Annotated in this window: 17 protein-coding genes and 1 pseudogene; 7 read left to right on the top strand and 11 right to left on the bottom strand. The window is 46.7% G+C overall.

The genetic code is table 11. From position 1 onward, the window contains the following. Positions 1-177 precede the first annotated feature (177 nt). Complete coding sequence (locus tag NF543_RS09290) at positions 178-1,569, top strand: DNA/RNA non-specific endonuclease (RefSeq protein WP_257667842.1); 1,392 nt, start codon at positions 178-180, stop codon at positions 1,567-1,569. Between the two features lie 137 nt (positions 1,570-1,706). Here NF543_RS09290 and NF543_RS09285 read toward each other — a convergent pair whose 3' ends face one another. From NF543_RS09285 to NF543_RS09275, 4 genes and pseudogenes are all read right to left on the bottom strand, one after another. Continuing rightward, positions 1,707-1,859, bottom strand: coding sequence for a hypothetical protein (locus NF543_RS09285; protein WP_257667841.1), 153 nt, complete (start codon positions 1,857-1,859; stop codon positions 1,707-1,709). Positions 1,860-1,957: 98 nt separating this feature from the next. Continuing rightward, positions 1,958-2,047: pseudogene (locus tag NF543_RS25505) on the bottom strand (AraC family transcriptional regulator); the annotation flags it as partial. Positions 2,048-2,320: 273 nt separating this feature from the next. Beyond that, positions 2,321-3,814: an amino acid permease gene (locus tag NF543_RS09280; protein WP_257667840.1), complete on the bottom strand. Its 1,494-nt coding sequence runs from the start codon at positions 3,812-3,814 to the stop codon at positions 2,321-2,323. A gap of 84 nt (positions 3,815-3,898) precedes the next feature. Continuing rightward, a complete protein-coding gene (locus tag NF543_RS09275; RefSeq protein WP_257667839.1) occupies positions 3,899-6,157 on the bottom strand; it encodes a sodium-translocating pyrophosphatase in 2,259 nt (752 codons plus the stop codon). A gap of 162 nt (positions 6,158-6,319) precedes the next feature. On the opposite strand from NF543_RS09275, the gene NF543_RS09270 reads away from it, so the two are divergent. After that, entirely contained in the window at positions 6,320-7,744 is a 1,425-nt protein-coding gene (locus NF543_RS09270) for an APC family permease (RefSeq protein ID WP_257667838.1), read from the top strand. A gap of 171 nt (positions 7,745-7,915) precedes the next feature. On the opposite strand, the gene NF543_RS09265 is transcribed toward NF543_RS09270, so the two are convergent. The 3 genes from NF543_RS09265 to NF543_RS09255 form a co-directional block, all read right to left on the bottom strand. Next, positions 7,916-8,446, bottom strand: coding sequence for an SAM-dependent methyltransferase (locus NF543_RS09265; RefSeq protein ID WP_257667837.1), 531 nt, complete (start codon positions 8,444-8,446; stop codon positions 7,916-7,918). A 111-nt stretch (positions 8,447-8,557) separates the two neighbouring features. Further along, entirely contained in the window at positions 8,558-9,952 is a 1,395-nt protein-coding gene (locus NF543_RS09260; RefSeq protein ID WP_257667836.1) for an APC family permease, read from the bottom strand. Positions 9,953-10,100: 148 nt separating this feature from the next. Continuing rightward, positions 10,101-11,519 (bottom strand): ATP-dependent DNA helicase, encoded by a 1,419-nt coding sequence (locus NF543_RS09255; protein ID WP_373275000.1) that lies wholly within the window; start codon positions 11,517-11,519, stop codon positions 10,101-10,103. Positions 11,520-11,616: 97 nt separating this feature from the next. Here NF543_RS09255 and NF543_RS09250 point away from each other — a divergent pair, with 97 nt between their 5' ends. The 3 genes from NF543_RS09250 (at position 11,617) to coaD (ending at position 13,493) form a co-directional block, all read left to right on the top strand. After that, positions 11,617-12,420: a DUF3822 family protein gene (locus tag NF543_RS09250; protein WP_257667835.1), complete on the top strand. Its 804-nt coding sequence runs from the start codon at positions 11,617-11,619 to the stop codon at positions 12,418-12,420. Further along, positions 12,411-12,944, top strand: coding sequence for a 16S rRNA (guanine(966)-N(2))-methyltransferase RsmD (gene rsmD / locus NF543_RS09245; protein WP_257667834.1), 534 nt, complete (start codon positions 12,411-12,413; stop codon positions 12,942-12,944). Before NF543_RS09250 ends, rsmD begins: the two co-directional genes overlap by 10 nt. Before the next feature lie 72 nt (positions 12,945-13,016). Beyond that, positions 13,017-13,493 carry a pantetheine-phosphate adenylyltransferase gene (gene coaD, locus NF543_RS09240; RefSeq protein ID WP_257667833.1) on the top strand — a complete coding sequence of 159 codons (477 nt, stop codon included), beginning with the start codon at positions 13,017-13,019 and terminating at the stop codon, positions 13,491-13,493. 9 nt (positions 13,494-13,502) lie between these two features. Here coaD and NF543_RS09235 read toward each other — a convergent pair whose 3' ends face one another. Further along, on the bottom strand, positions 13,503-14,153 hold the full coding sequence (locus tag NF543_RS09235) for an NUDIX hydrolase (RefSeq protein ID WP_257957461.1): 651 nt from the start codon (positions 14,151-14,153) through the stop codon (positions 13,503-13,505). Between NF543_RS09235 and pyrE the strand changes: the two genes are divergently transcribed. Both pyrE and NF543_RS09225 read left to right on the top strand, forming a co-directional pair. Then, a complete protein-coding gene (gene pyrE, locus NF543_RS09230) occupies positions 14,152-14,799 on the top strand; it encodes an orotate phosphoribosyltransferase (RefSeq protein WP_257667831.1) in 648 nt (215 codons plus the stop codon). The two genes, NF543_RS09235 and pyrE, sit on opposite strands and share 2 nt — an antisense overlap. Before the next feature lie 22 nt (positions 14,800-14,821). Further along, on the top strand, positions 14,822-15,220 hold the full coding sequence (locus tag NF543_RS09225) for an SRPBCC family protein (protein ID WP_257667830.1): 399 nt from the start codon (positions 14,822-14,824) through the stop codon (positions 15,218-15,220). Positions 15,221-15,242: 22 nt separating this feature from the next. On the opposite strand, the gene NF543_RS09220 is transcribed toward NF543_RS09225, so the two are convergent. From NF543_RS09220 to NF543_RS09210, 3 genes are all read right to left on the bottom strand, one after another. Further along, positions 15,243-15,998, bottom strand: coding sequence for a superoxide dismutase (locus NF543_RS09220; RefSeq protein WP_257667829.1), 756 nt, complete (start codon positions 15,996-15,998; stop codon positions 15,243-15,245). Between the two features lie 148 nt (positions 15,999-16,146). Next, positions 16,147-17,100 (bottom strand): aldo/keto reductase, encoded by a 954-nt coding sequence (locus NF543_RS09215; RefSeq protein ID WP_257667828.1) that lies wholly within the window; start codon positions 17,098-17,100, stop codon positions 16,147-16,149. A gap of 111 nt (positions 17,101-17,211) precedes the next feature. Then, positions 17,212-17,844: a nitroreductase family protein gene (locus NF543_RS09210; RefSeq protein ID WP_257667827.1), complete on the bottom strand. Its 633-nt coding sequence runs from the start codon at positions 17,842-17,844 to the stop codon at positions 17,212-17,214. Positions 17,845-17,873: the final 29 nt, after the last annotated feature.

Below are 17,873 nucleotides of genomic sequence, written 5' to 3'. Positions count from 1 at the left end.
ACATTCATGGGATGAATGGTTATTTTACAGCACAAAGGTAGCCTTTTGCGTGTGAAGTTAATATTAACACAATATTATCTAACATCTTTTTTATCAACAAGTCGGTCTCACTGTGGATTTCTCCACGATACGTTGATTATGCTTGCAGGTCATTACGAGGATAGTTATGTTTGGGACATGAAAAGAGTCCTGCTTGGCAGTTGTTTCCTCTTGGCATTGGGTTGTGGCGATAAACGTAACAATCCGAAACCGGAAGCTGCTACCTATCGCATCACCGAAGACTTTGAAGGTGCCCGGAAAGACGCTTATGCAACAGGCGAACTGCCGTTAAATACAGGGATATGGGAGTTTGACGATGCCCTGATCTGGGGTGGCGCGTTCCAAGCTGACGCAAAAAATGGCAAACGCGCCGTTCGCATCCGAAATACGGGAAGTATAAGTACCGCTTTTCAGGTATCGAACCTTGAGATGGTCTACTTCAAACACGGACTTTTCGGCAATGATGCTCCAGCTACTTGGCATTTGTATATGGCGCCGGATGGAGAGGGCTTTCAGCAGGTTGGCGAGGAGATGACAACCTCTTCACACACCCTGAAATTGGATTCGTTTGCCGTTTCAGACACCGGGAAGGTGCGGTTTCGGATCGTTAAAACCGGTGGTGGCCGCCTCAACATCGACGATATCGTTTTCAAAGGGACAGGTGAGTCGGGGATTGTATTAGGCGAGCCGGGTACGTGGGAGGGCGGTGGTTATGACCCCGCCGATGAAGAGCCGCGCGGCGTTGAAAAGGGGGAAGATGCGCCACCATCAGTAGGCGATAACAGCAACATGCTATTCGGGAATCCTTCAGACGCCGATGACAACATCATAAATTATTCCAACTACCTCATTGATCATCATTACTATGTATTGTCATACAACCGCGACCGCGGAACGCCGAATTGGGTAAGTTGGCATTTGGACGAGGCCAATATCACCGGTGAGGTAGGCCGCCAGGACAATTTTGCACCCTATATTGGTATTCCCCAAAGCTGGTACGTCGTATCCCATGCTAGCTACACAGGTTCTGGATTTAATAGGGGGCATAATTGCCCATCGGCTGACCGGACGAGTTCCTATGAGGCTAATTCATCGACATTTTTGATGACAAACATGATCCCGCAAGCGCCGGAAAACAACGGCGGACCATGGGCAGACTTGGAAAACGAGATCCGCGCCCAGGTGAGAAATGGCCGCGAGGCCTATATCATTATGGGTTTGTATGGAAAAGGTGGGAAGGGCGACAATGGAGAAGCCGAGACCATTGACAATGGGAAAATAACAGTGCCTGCCCGGATTTGGAAAGTTGCGCTACTCTTAACGAAAGGTGATGATGATCTGGCTCGCGTTACCGCGGATACGCGAATTATCGCTGTAGATATGCCAAATAGCAATGATGTTGATGAGCGGTGGCAAAATTATCAGGTAAGTGTTGATGCCATTGAACAACAAACCGGATACGACTTATTCGCCAACCTTCCAGAAGATATCCAACGCGCCGTGGAGGGGGCCGTTGTTGTCGACTTTTAAGTTGGGATAACTGAAAGAAGCGGAGGCGACTAAAGCGTATCTACCCAACGAAGTACAGGGTGCCCTGCTCTTGAAACGGGCCGGACAAATGGGCTATCTTAACTTGCCGTGCTATGCAAAACCGATGCTTTGCCATTTTAATAGTTTGGTTGGTTTGCTTGCCAACTATCGTCGTGCTTCACCAGCAGCGACTCAAGGGCGCGGTCGGCCATTACGAATACCTCCGCGTTGGTAAGGAATTGGTAGGTGCTCCCCTTACCATATCGTGTGTTTGTGTATGTTGCTTCCATTATGAAGACAAAGGTAGGGGCAAAGCCAACCCTGAAAGTTGACCTCAACTGCATAAAAACTTGGCAAAATAGACGGTACAGGAAATTGTAAGCTCCCTTTAGCCGCCGCCATCATCACGCTGTTGGCTCTTCCGATACGCACGTGGCGACAGCCCATACCACTTCTTAAACAGCCTGCTGAATACGCTGGTTTCGGTATAGCTGAGCGCAGAAAACCTACACGCGGGGGATGCGCGCCGTCACAATAGCGTTCCATGAGCCAGCCTTCCATGTTGGACTCCGCGTCACCGGCTTCTTCCTCGATGACGTCGTCGGGCGCGGCATGGAGGTTAAGGCGAATGATTCTAAGGGAGTCTTCTCGAGCGTATAAAAAATATCTTCCAAAAAACTTAATAGGTGGCAAAAAAAGCGGCAATCTATCGTACCGATGACTGCCGCTTTTAACGATTATCTTTGGACCTTTATACGTCTCTTCTTGGTTGATTTCCAGCTTTTACCGCCGCACGAATCTTGCTATGCCGCTTGCCGTATACAAAGTAAAACACGATTCCGATAACCATCCAAATAGCTAATCGCTCCCAGCTCGCAATGGGCAATGAAGCCATCATAGCGATGCATACGACAATGCCAAGAATGGGTAACAAGGGTACCAAGGGGGTACGGAATGGCCGATGTGTATCGGGGTTTGTCTTGCGGAGCACGATAATGCCTATGCACACCAAGGTGAATGCAAATAAGGTGCCTATACTGACCATGTGGCCAAGGTCTGATACCGGTACAAAACCGGTGAAGAGACTGACGAAAAGCATGAAAATCAGGTTGGTTTTCCAAGGTGTTTGCCTTTTGGACAAATCCGAAAAGAATTTGGGCAACAGCCCGTCTTTGCTCATGGTATAGAACACACGACTTTGACCGAGCAGCATCACCAGAATGACGGATGTATATCCGGTAAGGATGGCAATAATCAATGCGGTATTTAAGAAGGTGTATCCTGTTTTGGCAAAGGCTGTAGCAACGGGTTTTGCATCGCCCGCAAACAATTTGTAATTTTCTAAACCGGTGAGCACATAGGAGAACAGCACATATAGAATGGTACAAACCACCAACGAACCGATAATGCCTATAGGCATTCCTTTCTGTGGGTTTTTGGCCTCCTGGGCGGCGGTACTCACGGCGTCAAAACCGATGAAGGCAAAGAAAACGACACCCGCTCCACGCATAATGCCGCTGATGCCAAACTCACCGAAATAATCGCTCCTGAAGAACTCAAAAAAGCCTATTTCGCCTGATTTCAATAGTTTTTCACCTTCATTTACAGGAATGAACGGATCATGGTTGAGCGGATTGATGAAACTCCATCCCAAAGCAATGAAAATCAAGACCACGGCCACCTTGACCACGACCAATATATTATTCACAAACGACGATTCCTGTGTGCCTCTCATCAAAAGCAGCGACAACAGACATACGATGAAAATGGCCGGGAGATTCACGATGCCATTTTCCCAAGGTCCATGCAAAAAATTATGAGGGATAACTATGCCAAATTCAAGTAAAAACTGATTGAAGTACTGCGACCAACTGGACGCCACCGTGGCAGCACCCAACGCATATTCGAGCACGAGATCCCACCCGATCACCCAAGCCACAAATTCACCCATGGTGGCATAGGAGTAGGTATATGCACTCCCCGCTACCGGAATCATAGCTGCAAACTCGGCATAACAAAGTCCCGCAAACGCGCATCCCACAGCTGCTACAATGAATGAGATGGTCACAGCCGGCCCTGCATTTTCAGCCGCTGCTATCCCCGTAAGCGAGAAGAGCCCAGCACCAATGATAGCGCCTACGCCCAACGCCACCAGCCCACTGCTTGATAATGTCCGTTTGAGAGTTCCTTCTCCACTTTCCTGGGCTTCAGCCACCAAGGTTGGAATCGATTTTTTAAATAGCATATCGAATCACTTTTAAGAATTTAGATTGTTTGCGTTAGTAACGAACCAAACCTACAAATTTTTATTTTTAAAAGATGTATTTTTTTAGTTATCCGATTTTTCTACCGATTGTAGGGAGGGATGAGTCGGTTTTTCGATAGGTTGATAGGTTACGACTTTTTCTTGCTGCTTATTCCCTTCGGCCGTGACCAAGGGGCTATCCCTATTAACGCTGATATGTGGCGCGATAATCAAAGACACGATCGACATCAATTTGATAAGGATATTCATGGAGGGCCCCGAAGTGTCTTTGAACGGGTCACCTACGGTATCGCCGGTCACTGATGCTTTGTGTGCATCCGAACCCTTATATTCCATTTTACCGTTGATTTCTACACCGGCCTCGAATGATTTCTTGGCATTATCCCAAGCTCCGCCGGCATTATTCTGAAACATTCCCAGCAATACTCCCGACACCGTGACCCCCGCCAAAAGGCCTCCAAGGATTTCGGCCGAAGAGGTGTTTTCGAATACGCCCTTGAAGCCGAAGCCCACCAAAAGCGGGACAACCAATGCGATGGCACCCGGTAAAATCATCTCCCGGATAGAGGCTTTGGTGGATATCGCCACACATTTGTCGTATTCGGGTGTTGCTTTGTATTCCATGATGCCAGGTATTTCGCGAAACTGACGCCTCACTTCTTCCACCATGGCCATCGCTGCCCGACCAACAGCTGCAATAGCCAAAGAAGAGAAAATAAATGGAATCATGGCACCAACAAATAACGCACCCAATACTGGTGCTTTGTATATATCAATGGAGTCGATGCCTGCTATGCCAACAAAAGCGGCAAACAAGGCCAATGCGGTCAATGCCGCTGATGCAATAGCGAACCCTTTTCCTGTAGCGGCTGTGGTATTGCCTACCGCATCCAGCTTATCCGTGCGTTCGCGCACTTCTTTGGGTAGTCCACTCATTTCCGCAATTCCACCCGCATTATCTGCAATGGGACCGAAAGCGTCAATGGCTAGTTGCATGGCTGTGGTGGCCATCATGCCCGCTGCGGCAATGGCTACGCCATACAGCCCCGCAAACGAATAGGAAGTGATGATACCGGCAGCCAATATGATCGTGGGTACCGCGGTAGATTCCATGCCAACCGATAGCCCCCCAATGATATTGGTGGCGTGGCCAGTGGACGATTGCTTCACAATGGAATTGACCGGACGCTTGCCTATGGCCGTGTAATATTCAGTAACGATGCTCATTAGTGCACCAACGATGAGCCCCACCACAATGGCAATAAACACATCCAATGAACTGAATGAAACGCCCCGTAATTCGAGTTGATCAGGCAACAGCCAACCTACCACAAAATAGCAGCCGATGGCCGTGAATAGGATGGAAGACCAGTTGCCAAGGTTCAATGCCTGCTGTACGTCACCCAAGTCATTCTTTACCCTTACCAATGTTGCACCCAAGATGGAGAAAATCAACCCCATGCCAGCGATGAGGATGGGTAACAAGATAGGGGCGATGCCCCCGAAATTGTCTATCGATATGATTTCGCGGCCTAAAACCATGGTGGCCAATATGGTAGCTACATATGAGCCGAATAAATCAGCACCCATACCGGCTACGTCACCCACATTATCCCCCACGTTATCCGCAATGGTAGCGGGGTTGCGTACATCATCCTCAGGGATGCCTGCCTCCACTTTCCCAACCAAATCGGCACCTACATCGGCGGCTTTGGTATAGATCCCACCACCCACACGGGCAAATAGGGCAATGGATTCAGCCCCTAATGAGAATCCAGCCAATACTTCCAGGGCCTTCTCCATTTCTTGCCCGTTTACGTTTGATCCGGTGCTGACTACATATAGCTGATAGAGAATGATGAATAATGTACCCATTCCCAATACAGCCAAGCCAGCCACTCCAAGCCCCATCACGGTGCCACCCGTAAACGACACCTTAAGCGCCCTCGTAAGGCTGGTACGTGCAGCCTGGGTGGTTCGTACGTTGGCTTTGGTTGCGATATTCATGCCGATGTATCCGGCAAAGGCGGAGGTAAACGCTCCGATGATAAAAGATATAGAAATAACCCAGCTCGAGGTCTCGACCAAAGTGCCCGACCAAGCCAAGAGTATAGCCGATATGATCACAAAATAGGAGAGAACCTTCCATTCGGCTCTCAGGAAAGCCATGGCTCCTTCAGCGATATGACCTGCCAATGATTGCATATTGTCGTCTCCCGCATCCTGCCTGCTCACCCACGCTGATTTGATAATCATCACGATAATGCCCACCAAGCCCAATACAGGAATTAAATAAATCAGATTTTCTTGTAAAAATTCCATCGTATTTGATTCAAATTAAGTTAAATATTTCTGCCGCAAGTCATAATAGGTTCCAATCAAGCGATGCCAAAAATAAGATGCTTATTGTAATATTCAAATTTATTTGCGCTTTTTTTTCCTTTCCACTTTTTTCCATACTTTCGTTGTCATAACCAACCACCGATGAACACAACACCCGAACAGAATGACGACATGAAGCGCGAATTGGGCTTGCTCGATGCGACCATGTTGGTAGCCGGATCGATGATCGGCTCAGGTATCTTTATCGTTAGCTCCGATATTGTACGTAACGTGGGCAGTGCCGGCTGGCTCATCTTCATTTGGGTACTCACCGGCACAATTACCGTGATAGCGGCAATGAGCTACGGCGAATTGTCGGCCATGTTCCCGAAAGCAGGGGGGCAATATGTCTACCTGAGGGAAGCCTATAATAGGCTTGTAGCCTTCCTTTATGGATGGTCGCTATTTATGGTCATTCAAGCGGGCACCATTGCTGCCGTGGGGGTGGCATTCGCCAAATTTGCGGCTTATATCTATCCTCCGCTGGGCGATGAATACATCTTATGGGATTTAGGAGTATTTAAACTCAATTCGGGCCAATTGGTGGCCATTGGCACCATTGTCATGCTCACTTGGTTCAATGCCCGCGGAGTGAAAAACGGAAAGATCATCCAAACGGTGTTCACCATCGTAAAAATCCTGTCGCTAGGCGGGTTGATTGTCATGGGGCTTTTCGGTGCGTTCAATGCCGATGTTTGGAATGCCAACTGGTCAACAGCGTGGGATACTGTGCGCTGGGATGTAAATAGCGGCACGGCTGTTTCAATAGGTGGTGCGGCCATCTTCGCCGGTATTGTATCGGCCATGGTCGGTTCCTTGTTTTCCAGCGATGCGTGGAACAATGTGACATTCATCGCCGGGGAGGTACGGAATCCAAAGCGGAATATTGGGTTGAGCTTGTTTTTGGGCACCCTGATTGTGACCGTCATTTATGTATCGGCAAACCTGATGTATTTAGCCACGCTGTCCATGCCTGAGATTGCTTTTGCACCTGCAGATCGGGTAGCTATCGTGGCAGCACATGCTATTTTTGGTTCCTCAGGCACGCTTATTATTGCCATTATGATTATGGTATCAACCTTTGGCTGCAACAACGGATTGATTTTGGCTGGAGCACGGGTATACTACACCATGTCTCAGGATGGACTATTCTTCAAAAAAGCAGGTGAATTAAATAAGTTTGAAGTGCCTGGATGGGGATTGTGGGCACAGTGTATATGGACTTCGGTGTTGTGCCTCACAGGCAGGTATGGCGATTTGCTCAACTATGTGATTTTTGTAGTATTGATTTTCTATGCCCTTACCATCATTGGGATATTCATCCTCCGAAAGAAACAACCCGATGCAGAGCGGCCCTATAAGGCCTTCGGCTATCCGGTGTTGCCTGCTTTGTATGTTGTTGCCGCATTGACAATTTGTGTCGGATTGTTGATCTATCAACCCACCTTCACATGGCCGGGATTGATCATTGTACTTTTAGGTATACCGGTGTTTTATTTTTGGAATAGGAAAGCAATTAATGTGTAGGACTGGTTTATGGGAGATGCCTTGAACCTCATAGCATAGGTTTTAAGCTACAAGAATAGGACGTGGATGATGCAGATTAAACGAATCAACGCCTTAACTATCTATCAGCGATAATCTGTTTAATCTGCGTCTCCAGTGTTCCGATGAGACACGTTATCGGCGTTCTATCAACTACTTCGCAGGCACCGTCCAGAAATAGATGGTATCGTTGCCCACTTTCACCACGCTTTCGGCCTCCCAATCACCCATATCAAAATCGTGCGAAACAATACGGCTTCCGGGCTTCAACTCCTTGAGCAGCTTGGGGCGTAGCTTCAGATTCACGGAGGGCAATAAGTATAATGTCACCACGGAGGCCTGACTAAAATCGAAGTCAAACAGGTCACCCTGTACGAATCTCACCTTATCGGTTACCCCTTCGGCTTTGGCATTTTCATTGGCTTCCTTGATGCGTTGCGGATTCAAGTCCACGCCGATTCCTGTAGCCCCAAATTTTTTTGCAGCAGTAATAACAATACGTCCATCTCCACATCCCAAATCATAAACCACATCGCCAGCTTTTACGCCAGCCAGTTTCAGCATTTCTTCTACTACCTTTTGGTTCGTAGGTACATACGGGACATCCAAATCCGGTTGTTGAGCATATGCGCCTGTGCACGCAACAACAAATAAGGCAATCAACCAATTTTTAAATTTGCTCATCATCTTTGTTTTTTGGGTTATACATTTATATATATATATCAAATGCTTGTGATGGGGCTATAAACCTAAAGATTAACAGTTTACAGCCGTGATTGTCTTTATCCTCTTGGACTACCGTATAACAGTAAAAAATAATGTGCCCAATAGCAATACCCCGACACCCACCATGGCCCCCATGCCTGTGTAAGTCAAACTTGAATACAATAAATACGCACAGGACCCGCTAAATATAATCGGGGTTAGGGGGTATAAGGGTACCTTGAACGGACGTGGGACATTTGGCTCCTTGATGCGCAGCACAAACAATGCGATGCCAATGGCGAGGAAAAAGAACCAGAACACGGGTGCCGTGAACTCCACCATGGACTCAAAGCCGCCGCGGGTGAACGCGCCTAAGCCAATCAAAGCCAAAGCGATCAGGCCCTGGACGAGGAAAGCGTTGACAGGGGAGGAGGTGTTCGTATTCCACTTGCCCAAGGGAGCAAATATCTTGAAGTCGCGGCCAAGGGCATAGTTGGTACGGGCTCCGGTAAAAATGGTCGCATTAACAGAGGTCAATGCCATCATCGCTACCAGCACCCCAATGAGAAAAACTCCCGGTTCGCCCATGATGGCACGCATCAGATCGACCCCAACGGCCTCAGAAGCGGCCATCCGCTCAATACCCAACACATATAGGAATGCAAGGTTAATCAATAGGTAGATAGCCGTGATGAATAGGATGCTAATCACCAATACATTGACCATTTTCCGGCTACCTGCACGTAATTCCGCAGATATGTAACCAGCTTCGTTCCATCCACCAAATGTTAAGAGGACGAATACCATGGCGAGCCCCATTGCCGGAGTGGTGTTGGTGGTCACACTGGGTATGTCCGCCAATGATGCCGATGATGGACTGAAGAGAAACCCGGCGATGATTACCATGAGTAACCCAGAAAACTGGATAGCCAATAACAATTTTTGTGTGCCGGTGCCGAACTTGACACCGCTGATGTTGATGGCGGTAAGCATAAACACCACCAATGCTGCATATATGGCGGAGGAGTAAGTACCCAAACGATATAATTGGGAAATATAATCGCCCACAATATAAGCCAGCAAAGCTATTGAACCCGTTTGTATTACACTTATCCTCGCCCAAGCAAATAGAAACGAAAAACGCTTACCAAAGGCACGCCTCAAAAAATGATAGTCGCCCCCAGTGTTAGGAAATGAGGTGCTAAGCTCTGCATAACACAATGCCCCAATCAAGGAAACCAATCCACCCAGCAGCCAAACGGATAAGAATAATCCCCAGCTTCCAGTATTTGCAGCCACCAAGGGTGGCGTACGGAAGATCCCTGCACCAACCACGATGCCCACGATGATGACAATCGCGTCCAGCATGCTAAGTATGGGTTTAGGGCTGTTCTTGTCAATGGATTGGAAATGGGAAGGAGATGTCGCCTGACCATTTTGATGAAGTTCCAAAAAGGTGTGGGTGGACTTGCTTTCTTCTTTCATAACTTGGTATGCTAGTAGATACGATCGGTAACCAGAAGAACTACAATTATATAGCGTGTTTGTTTACCATGGATTAGCTTTTGTAATGTAATATTATTGTGGTAGGAAGGTGAATAGTGGTCGATGGTCAGTAGTCTGCGGTCGATATTCAATCGAAAAATTTTTCACTAAAGTTTACAAGAAACAATTCTTTAGTGGCGCGTGTGCAAGCCGTATAAAGCCACCGTAGGAACTCGATGTCCATTAGCTCATCCGTAAGGTAACCCTGGTCTACAAATACGGCTTGCCATTGCCCACCTTGTGCTTTGTGGCAGGTAACAGCCATGGCAAATTTGATTTGCAACGCGTTATAATATGGATCGGCCTTCAGGGCAGCCATGCGCTCTCTTTTGTCAGGGATGTCCATGTAGTCGGCCATGACAGCTTCAAAGAAACGCTGTTGGTCAGCTTGGGGAAGGTTCGGCGAGTCGCTATGGAGGGTATCTAACATGACTCTGCAGTCGATGGGTTCAATTTCATCGGAATCCATGAATTCCAGGCTTACATCAGCAAACCGGAAGCCATGTTGTTCATGTACATTACGTACCCTGCGCACTTTCGCCATGTCGCCATTGGCGATGAAGCCCGTTCGTTCGGAATCGGCAGAAAGCCAATAGTAATTGTTGCGGACAACCATGATATAATCGCCCCCAGTAAGTTCTTCGTCCCTGAAAAGGATGCGGTTCCGTATGTTTTGGTTGTAAAGGTTGGCGTTTTTGTTCGAACGGCAGATGACGATGGTGTTTTCCATGCCATATTTGTCATATGTATAGTGCAGCCCCTCAATGAGGCGTTCGCCTGTCATCCGATAGATATCGGGATATCCTTTTACGGTAAAGTGCGGAAACCCGACAGGCATTTCCGCTTTTGCCGCCTGTATCTGGTTACGTATAGCCGTGGCATTGAAGAGTATGCCTGAGTGCTTTTCCTGCCTCACCACTTCGGTGAGTTCATATGTAAATACATGCATTCCGAAAGCAGTCGAAAGCCACTTAGCATCAAGTGCAGGGCTTTGCGAGAGGCCCACAGGGGGAAGTTGAGCGGTATCACCCACAAACATCAAACGGCAATTTTCACCAGTTCCCACATACGCTACCAAGTCTTCCAATAAGCTTTTTCCATTGAATGCAAACCTTTCGTTGGATATCATGGATGCCTCATCCACGATGAAGAGGGTATCCGTGTGTGGGTTCTCGGCCATACCGAAGGCCATATCGGGCGACAAGGCTGTCTTTTTACGATATATTTTTTTGTGTATGGTGAACGCCTTTTTGCCGGAATAGTTGCTCATCACCTTTGCCGCCCTGCCGGTAGGGGCAAGCAATACCGTGCGCCTGCGCAACGTAGGGAGCACATTTACTAAGGTACTGATGATGGTGGTCTTCCCGGTGCCCGCATAGCCTTTGAGAACAAAGCAACCATCATTTGCCATATAGGCCAAAAAATCAGCAAGCCTTTGGAATGCTTCATTTTGCTGTCCGGTGGGTTGCAAAGGGAAACGGCTGGAAATCAATTCAGCGATACGCACGGTCAAAAGTACCCAAAAGTTTGCCAATTCGCCGCTAAGAATGAAAATTGCTTTTAAGGATTAAACTAAGTAAGTTTGCCTCAATAAATGGAGGAAGATGACTTATACATCAACGGATTTTGATGCACAGCGGCTGGATGATTACACCTTACTGGTTAGGATAGATCAGGATGAAAATGCGTTGGCCATTATAGACAACGAGCGGCAATTGAAGTTCATAGGTGTCTATGATCCGGCAAAGGTCACACAACAAATAGGAGATATCCTAAATCTCGGTTTTGTTAACGTGAAAATCACTGCGCTCGATAATGGTTATTCGTTCATCCCGGCCGACGTGTTTGACGAAGTGCATCTTCCTACGTATCGTCGTTATTTGCCGAACGACAACCTTTCCGATCCCTTTGTTTCCGATATACCCCCCATTGGTGTCAAACTTGTCGGCCAAATCAATCGCCTTGGCTTGGTGCCTTTTTTGGAACGCTTTCCACACGCTGGCGTCCATTCATCTGTACAGGTGCTCTTGAATGGTGTGGCCGGTTATGGCGCAAAAGCAGGCGGTCGTACCTTAGCCATCCATAAGGCAGCAACATCAGTAGGATTCTACCTCTTTGATTCTGGTAAGTTTTGTTATGGTAATGATTTTGAAGTATATGATGCTGATGACTTAAATTATTACCTGCTTTCGGTACTCGAACATTTTGAGTTGGAGGGGAAGCAGCCGGATATACTATTGTCGGGCGATCTTACTACGGATGATGCATATTACCAGCGGATAACGAAATATAGTGAAAACATAGCGTTTGCTGATGTCGGGGAATTGACCGGAATAACAATACCGGCTGAGCTGCAACAACACCAGCATCGGTTTTTCACACTTTTTGGACTCAACTTATGCGAATAATTGGTGGCAGCCGCGCGGGATTACGGTTGCATCCGCCACCAAATTTGCCCGTACGGCCTACTACAGACATGGCCAAGGAAGCGCTGTTCAATATTTTACAAAACCGGATTGACTTCGAGGGAATACATGCATTGGATTTATTTGCCGGAACCGGCAATATTGCTTTTGAACTTGCCTCCCGGGGCGCGGCCCATGTGACGGCTGTAGACATCCACTTTAAATGTATGCAATACATCAACACTACGGCAAAAAAAATGGATTTGGCAGGCATCAAGGCGGTCAAAGCAGATGCCTTGAAATTTATTGCAACAGGCAATGGGGCCTATGATTTGATATTTGCCGATCCGCCGTATGATTTGCCTTTACTTCCCCAGCTCGCTGGTACCATTTTTGACCAGGGTTTGGTGAACTCCGGAGGTCTAGTGGTAATCGAGCATCCCAGCACCCGGAAAATGATTGAACTTCCCACGCTCATGGAAATCCGCAAGTACGGTTATACATCGTTTACATTCTATCAAGGATAAGTTATCGATTTTTTAATGACTGCAGTTTTGTCATTGTGGGTGTAATCTCATACTTTTGAAAAAAGATATTCAATGAACATCGCTGTTTTTCCCGGTTCTTTCGACCCCATCACCAAGGCACATGTGGATATTGTGGAACGTGCAAGAAAACTTTTCGATAAGATTTATGTGGCTATTGGAACCAATACCACAAAAAAAAGTTTTTTTAGCCATGAAGAACGATTAGCCATTATTAAAGATGTGTTTTCAACCCAACAAGACTCAATAGAAGTCGTGCAATTTGCGGGGCTTACGGTTGATTTTTGCCGGAAAATGGGCGCACGCTATATCCTTCGCGGTATGCGTAATGCTGGGGATTTTGAATTCGAGAAAGCCATCGCCCTCAATAACTCGGACCTCGCACCGGACATTGAAACCATTTTTTTAGTGAGCAGCAGTGGATTGTCCCATATCTCGTCCACCATCATTCGCGAAATCATACTCAATAACGGTGACGTGAGCCGACTGGTGCCTGCTGAGGTGGTAAGGGCAATAGGCCTTAGGCAATAGCCAAAAAAATCACGATAATCCATCTGTGGCTGGATCCGGTTCATGTTCCATTGGTGAGATTGTATCCAAAATATCTGCTATAAGCGGATATGTGTTTTCCCGGACCTTATTTAATTCAGCTTTCGGCAACCATAGCGCTTCTGTGATGTTCTCCTCCAGTTGGGGTTTCAGCTTGGGTACCTTATTTACCCCCATTTCATACCAATTCGTTTTTTTGATCACCAATTCACCTTTCATTATGTAGGCATGGTAGGTGGTTATGATTTTCTGTCCGAGGTAATTCACTTTGATACCACATTCTTCCTCCACTTCCCGTACGGCTGCACGTTTCATCGACTCGCCCTCGTCTACCTTGCCTTTGGGCAAATCCCATTTGCCAAGCCTATAGATAATTAGGTAGTCGCCATGGCCGTTTTTCACTAATCCTCCCGATGCTTTAATTATTTTGATTCTTTTTTTAATGAGACTAAAATATGCTTTCGGATTTTTTATTAGTATGAAATACGTAACAGGCGATTCATTACCTTTTGATTGTTTAAAAAGTTTTTCAAAGTCAAGATCCTGATGGTCAATTGATTGGATGTTGGAGATATTGCCGGGTGTAAAATCAGCCAAAACGAGGGCCGATTGGTTCATATAAATTTTATAGATTTGCGCCATGAATAATATGAATGAGGTTGGACAAAAAGTTGCCGAATCATTATTGCAAATTAAAGCAATAAAATTACAACCTAAAAAACCTTTTACATGGGCCTCAGGTTGGAAGTCGCCAATTTATTGTGATAATCGTGTTGCATTGTCCCATCCACCTATCCGTACGTATATCCGTCAAAAGCTTTCTGAATTGGTACAAGAGGAGTTTGGTTCGGTGGAAATGATTTCGGGTGTAGCCACTGCTGGGATCCCTCAAGGGGTATTGGTAGCACAGGATTTGGGTTTGCCGTTCACCTATGTACGGACAAGTGCCAAAGACCATGGCCGGGAGAACCTCATTGAAGGCGAGATGGTAGGCGGTCAACGCGTGGTTGTAGTTGAGGACCTTGTTTCCACAGGTAAAAGCAGTCTTAAAGCGGTACAGGCTTTGCGTGACGCAGGTTGTAATGTAGTGGGGTTGGTTTCTATCTTTACTTACGGGTTTAAGGAAGCGGATGAGAACTTTGCAGCGGCAAAATGCCGGCATATCAGTTTATGTGACTATAACACGCTGGTTGATTTTGCTGCTGACCATAATTATATCCATCCAGCTGATATCGAAGTGCTGAAGCAATGGCGGGAGAACCCTGCGGATTGGTCGCCAGCAACATAACGGGGCACCCTGTTTACATGATATGACTACTATTCAGAACCGTACGATTATTAATAAACCCGTCGCGCAGGTATATGCTTTCCTGGCAGATTGTAACAACCATGAGCAATTGATGCCTGATAGTGTTTACAATTGGTCTTCTACAAGCGATGAAGCACGTTTCACCATCCAAAACATGGCGAAACTGGCACTCAAGGTGGATAGCCGTACGGAAAACAGTGAAGTGATATTTGTGCCGTTGGAGAAAGCGCCATTCGATGTGACCCTTCGCTGGAACATGATGCCCCAAGGAGACCATGCAACGGAGGTGGGGTTGGTCATTGAGGCCGACCTGAATATGATGATGAAGATGCTGGCAACTGGGCCATTGCAGAAACTGGTGGATTACCAGGTAAGCAGGCTTAGCGAAATATATGCTTAACAAAAAAATTCTGCTTCCATATTTAAAGTTGCTCAGCCACAAAATCCCAATTGACCACGTTCCACCAATTGCTGATGTAATCCGGCCGCTTGTTTTGGTAATGGAGGTAATAGGCATGTTCCCATACATCGAGGCCGAGTAGTGGTTTACCGCTTAATTCCACATCATCCATCAAGGGATTATCTTGGTTTGGCGTAGAACCTATTTTAAGTGCATCATTCTCTTTCACTAGCCATGCCCAGCCCGATCCAAATTGTCCGGCTCCGGCGGCTGCGAATTGCTCTTTAAACTGGTCGAATGAACCAAACGCTTGGTTAATGGCTTCCAACAATTCACCAGTAGGGGCATTGCCTGCCATAGGTGCGCGCAACGATTTCCAGAAAAACGTGTGGTTCCATGCACCGCCACCATTATTGCGCACTTTGGCAGAAAGTTTCGAAATATTGGCAAACAACTCCTCCGGTGTAGTGTAAGACAATTCGTCTGCTTTGATAGCTTCGTTTACATTTTTGATATAGGCTGTGTGATGTTTCGTGTAATGGATTTCCATAGTCCGCGCATCGATATGCGGCTCCAGTGCATTGTATTCATAGCCCAATGGTTCTTGAGAGAACTCCAATGCCCCGTCCGTTCCAGTAGATGACTGATCAGATGAAGTAGGGGATCCACACCCCACCAATGCATTCAATGGATTGATACCTAATGCTGTGGAAGCCGCCGTGGCTGCGGAAAAACCAATGGTTGTACGTAAAAAATTCCTTCTGTTGGTAATTGCCATAATGGTTAAGTGATTTGTATTTTTAGCTAATATACAACCAAAAGTAGGAATTTGTTTTTAATTGCCGTGGATTTCAAGCCATTTGTTTAGAGAATGTGACACAAATCGCGTACTTGCGGTTTTGTTTGATCAGATTTCTAGTTATTTATTAAATAGCACTTGCCTTATCTAATCGAGCAATCTGTTCATTGGAAAGGTGCAGCGAAACCGCTTCAACGAGATCCGTCAAGTGGTAATCATTGGTAGCGCTAGCGATTGGAGCCGTGATATACGGTTTGCTCAATTGCCAAGCCAGGGCTATTTGCGCCAATGAAGCTCCGGATTCAGTTGCCACGTTATCGAGTGCATCTAAAATGCGAAAACCCCTTGCATCGAGGTATTTCTTGACACTACCGCCCCTTGGACTTTGGCCAAGATCCGCTTTGTCTCTGTATTTACCACTGAGGAACCCGCTGGCTAAGGCATAGTAACTGATTACCGCCAAGCCTTCGGTTTGGACAAGTGGCAAATATTCGGTTTCGAACTTTTGCCTATCATATAGGTTGTAAAGCGGCTGCAGACTGATATAGCCTTGGAGATTATTATCCCTGGCATAACGGTTGGATTCCGCAATGCGTTCAGCCGAAAGATTGGAGGCACCAATGTAACGGACTTTGCCGGCACTAATCAACTCGTTGAACGTTTCGATCGTTTCGGCAACAGGGGTATCAGGGTCGTCATAATGTGCCTGGTATAGGTCTATGTAATCGGTTCCCAGTCGCTTCAATGAAGCGTCCACGGCCTCTTTTACGTGCGTGGCACCCAGTCCTTTTTTGCCATTCCCCATATCTCCACCTAGCTTGGTGGCAATAATCAGGTCATCACGTTTGCCTCGTTGTGTTATCCAATTGCCAATAATGGTCTCGGATTCACCCCCTTTGTTGCCGGGTATCCAGGTCGAGTAGGTATTTGCGGTATCAATGAAATTAAATCCAGCAGCCACGAATGCATCAAGGATGCGGAATGACCGCTGTTCGTCCAATGTCCACCCGAAGACATTGCCCCCGAACGCGATGGGTGAGACATGTAAATCTGATTTTCCTAATGTTCTTTTATCTGCCATAATATAACGATATACACGTAACGTGTTATTTTGGTTTTTGTAAATAAATGAATAATGGCCTTTAAACAGTGTGAACTATCCAAAGGCCATCGGGTCATTGTAAAATCGGTATTAAGCGATCTGTAAGAAGAATTCATCTTTGGGCGTGCGCACCTTTTTTTGATTCACCAGCCAATCATTCTCCGAATCGCGGTAACCCAAGGGTAAGAGCGTTACACTTTTAAGCCCTTGTTGAGGCAATTGCAACAATTCGTCAAGGGCGGCGTTGTCAAATCCTTCCATCGGGGTGGCATCCACCTGAAGTTCAGCCGCGGCAGCTATGGCAAGGCCAAACGCAATGTATGCCTGACGTGCCGCATGCTCGAAATTCTGCTCGGCAGCACGTTTGGTGTATAATGCGGTTATCCTGTTCTTATAGTCAGAAAAGGTTCCTTCGGGTAGCCCACGCTCGGTTTCAATGTGTTGGTATACCTTATTTATCCGCTCTACGGTATAGTTGTCCCATGCGGCAAAAATCAACACATGCGAGCTATCCGTAATTTGGCTTTGGTCACTTGCAATTTCCCTGATTTTTCGCTTCATGGCTTCATCAGTGACAATAATAACCTTGAATGGCTGCAATCCAGAGGAAGTAGGAGCAAGATAAGCGGCTTCCAATATATTGTCTACTTTTTCTTGTGGAACGGGCTGGCCGTTCATTTTTTTTGTGGCGTAGCGCCAGTTTAACGCATCTAATAATTGCATGATTTTAATCTTAATGTGTTTTATTTATT

It is taken from the genome of Parapedobacter tibetensis (assembly GCF_024704835.1).
In the GTDB taxonomy this organism is placed as follows: domain Bacteria; phylum Bacteroidota; class Bacteroidia; order Sphingobacteriales; family Sphingobacteriaceae; genus Parapedobacter; species Parapedobacter tibetensis.
Note: the sequence above shows the minus strand (reverse complement) of the source record. Positions and strands in the feature narration are given on the sequence as shown.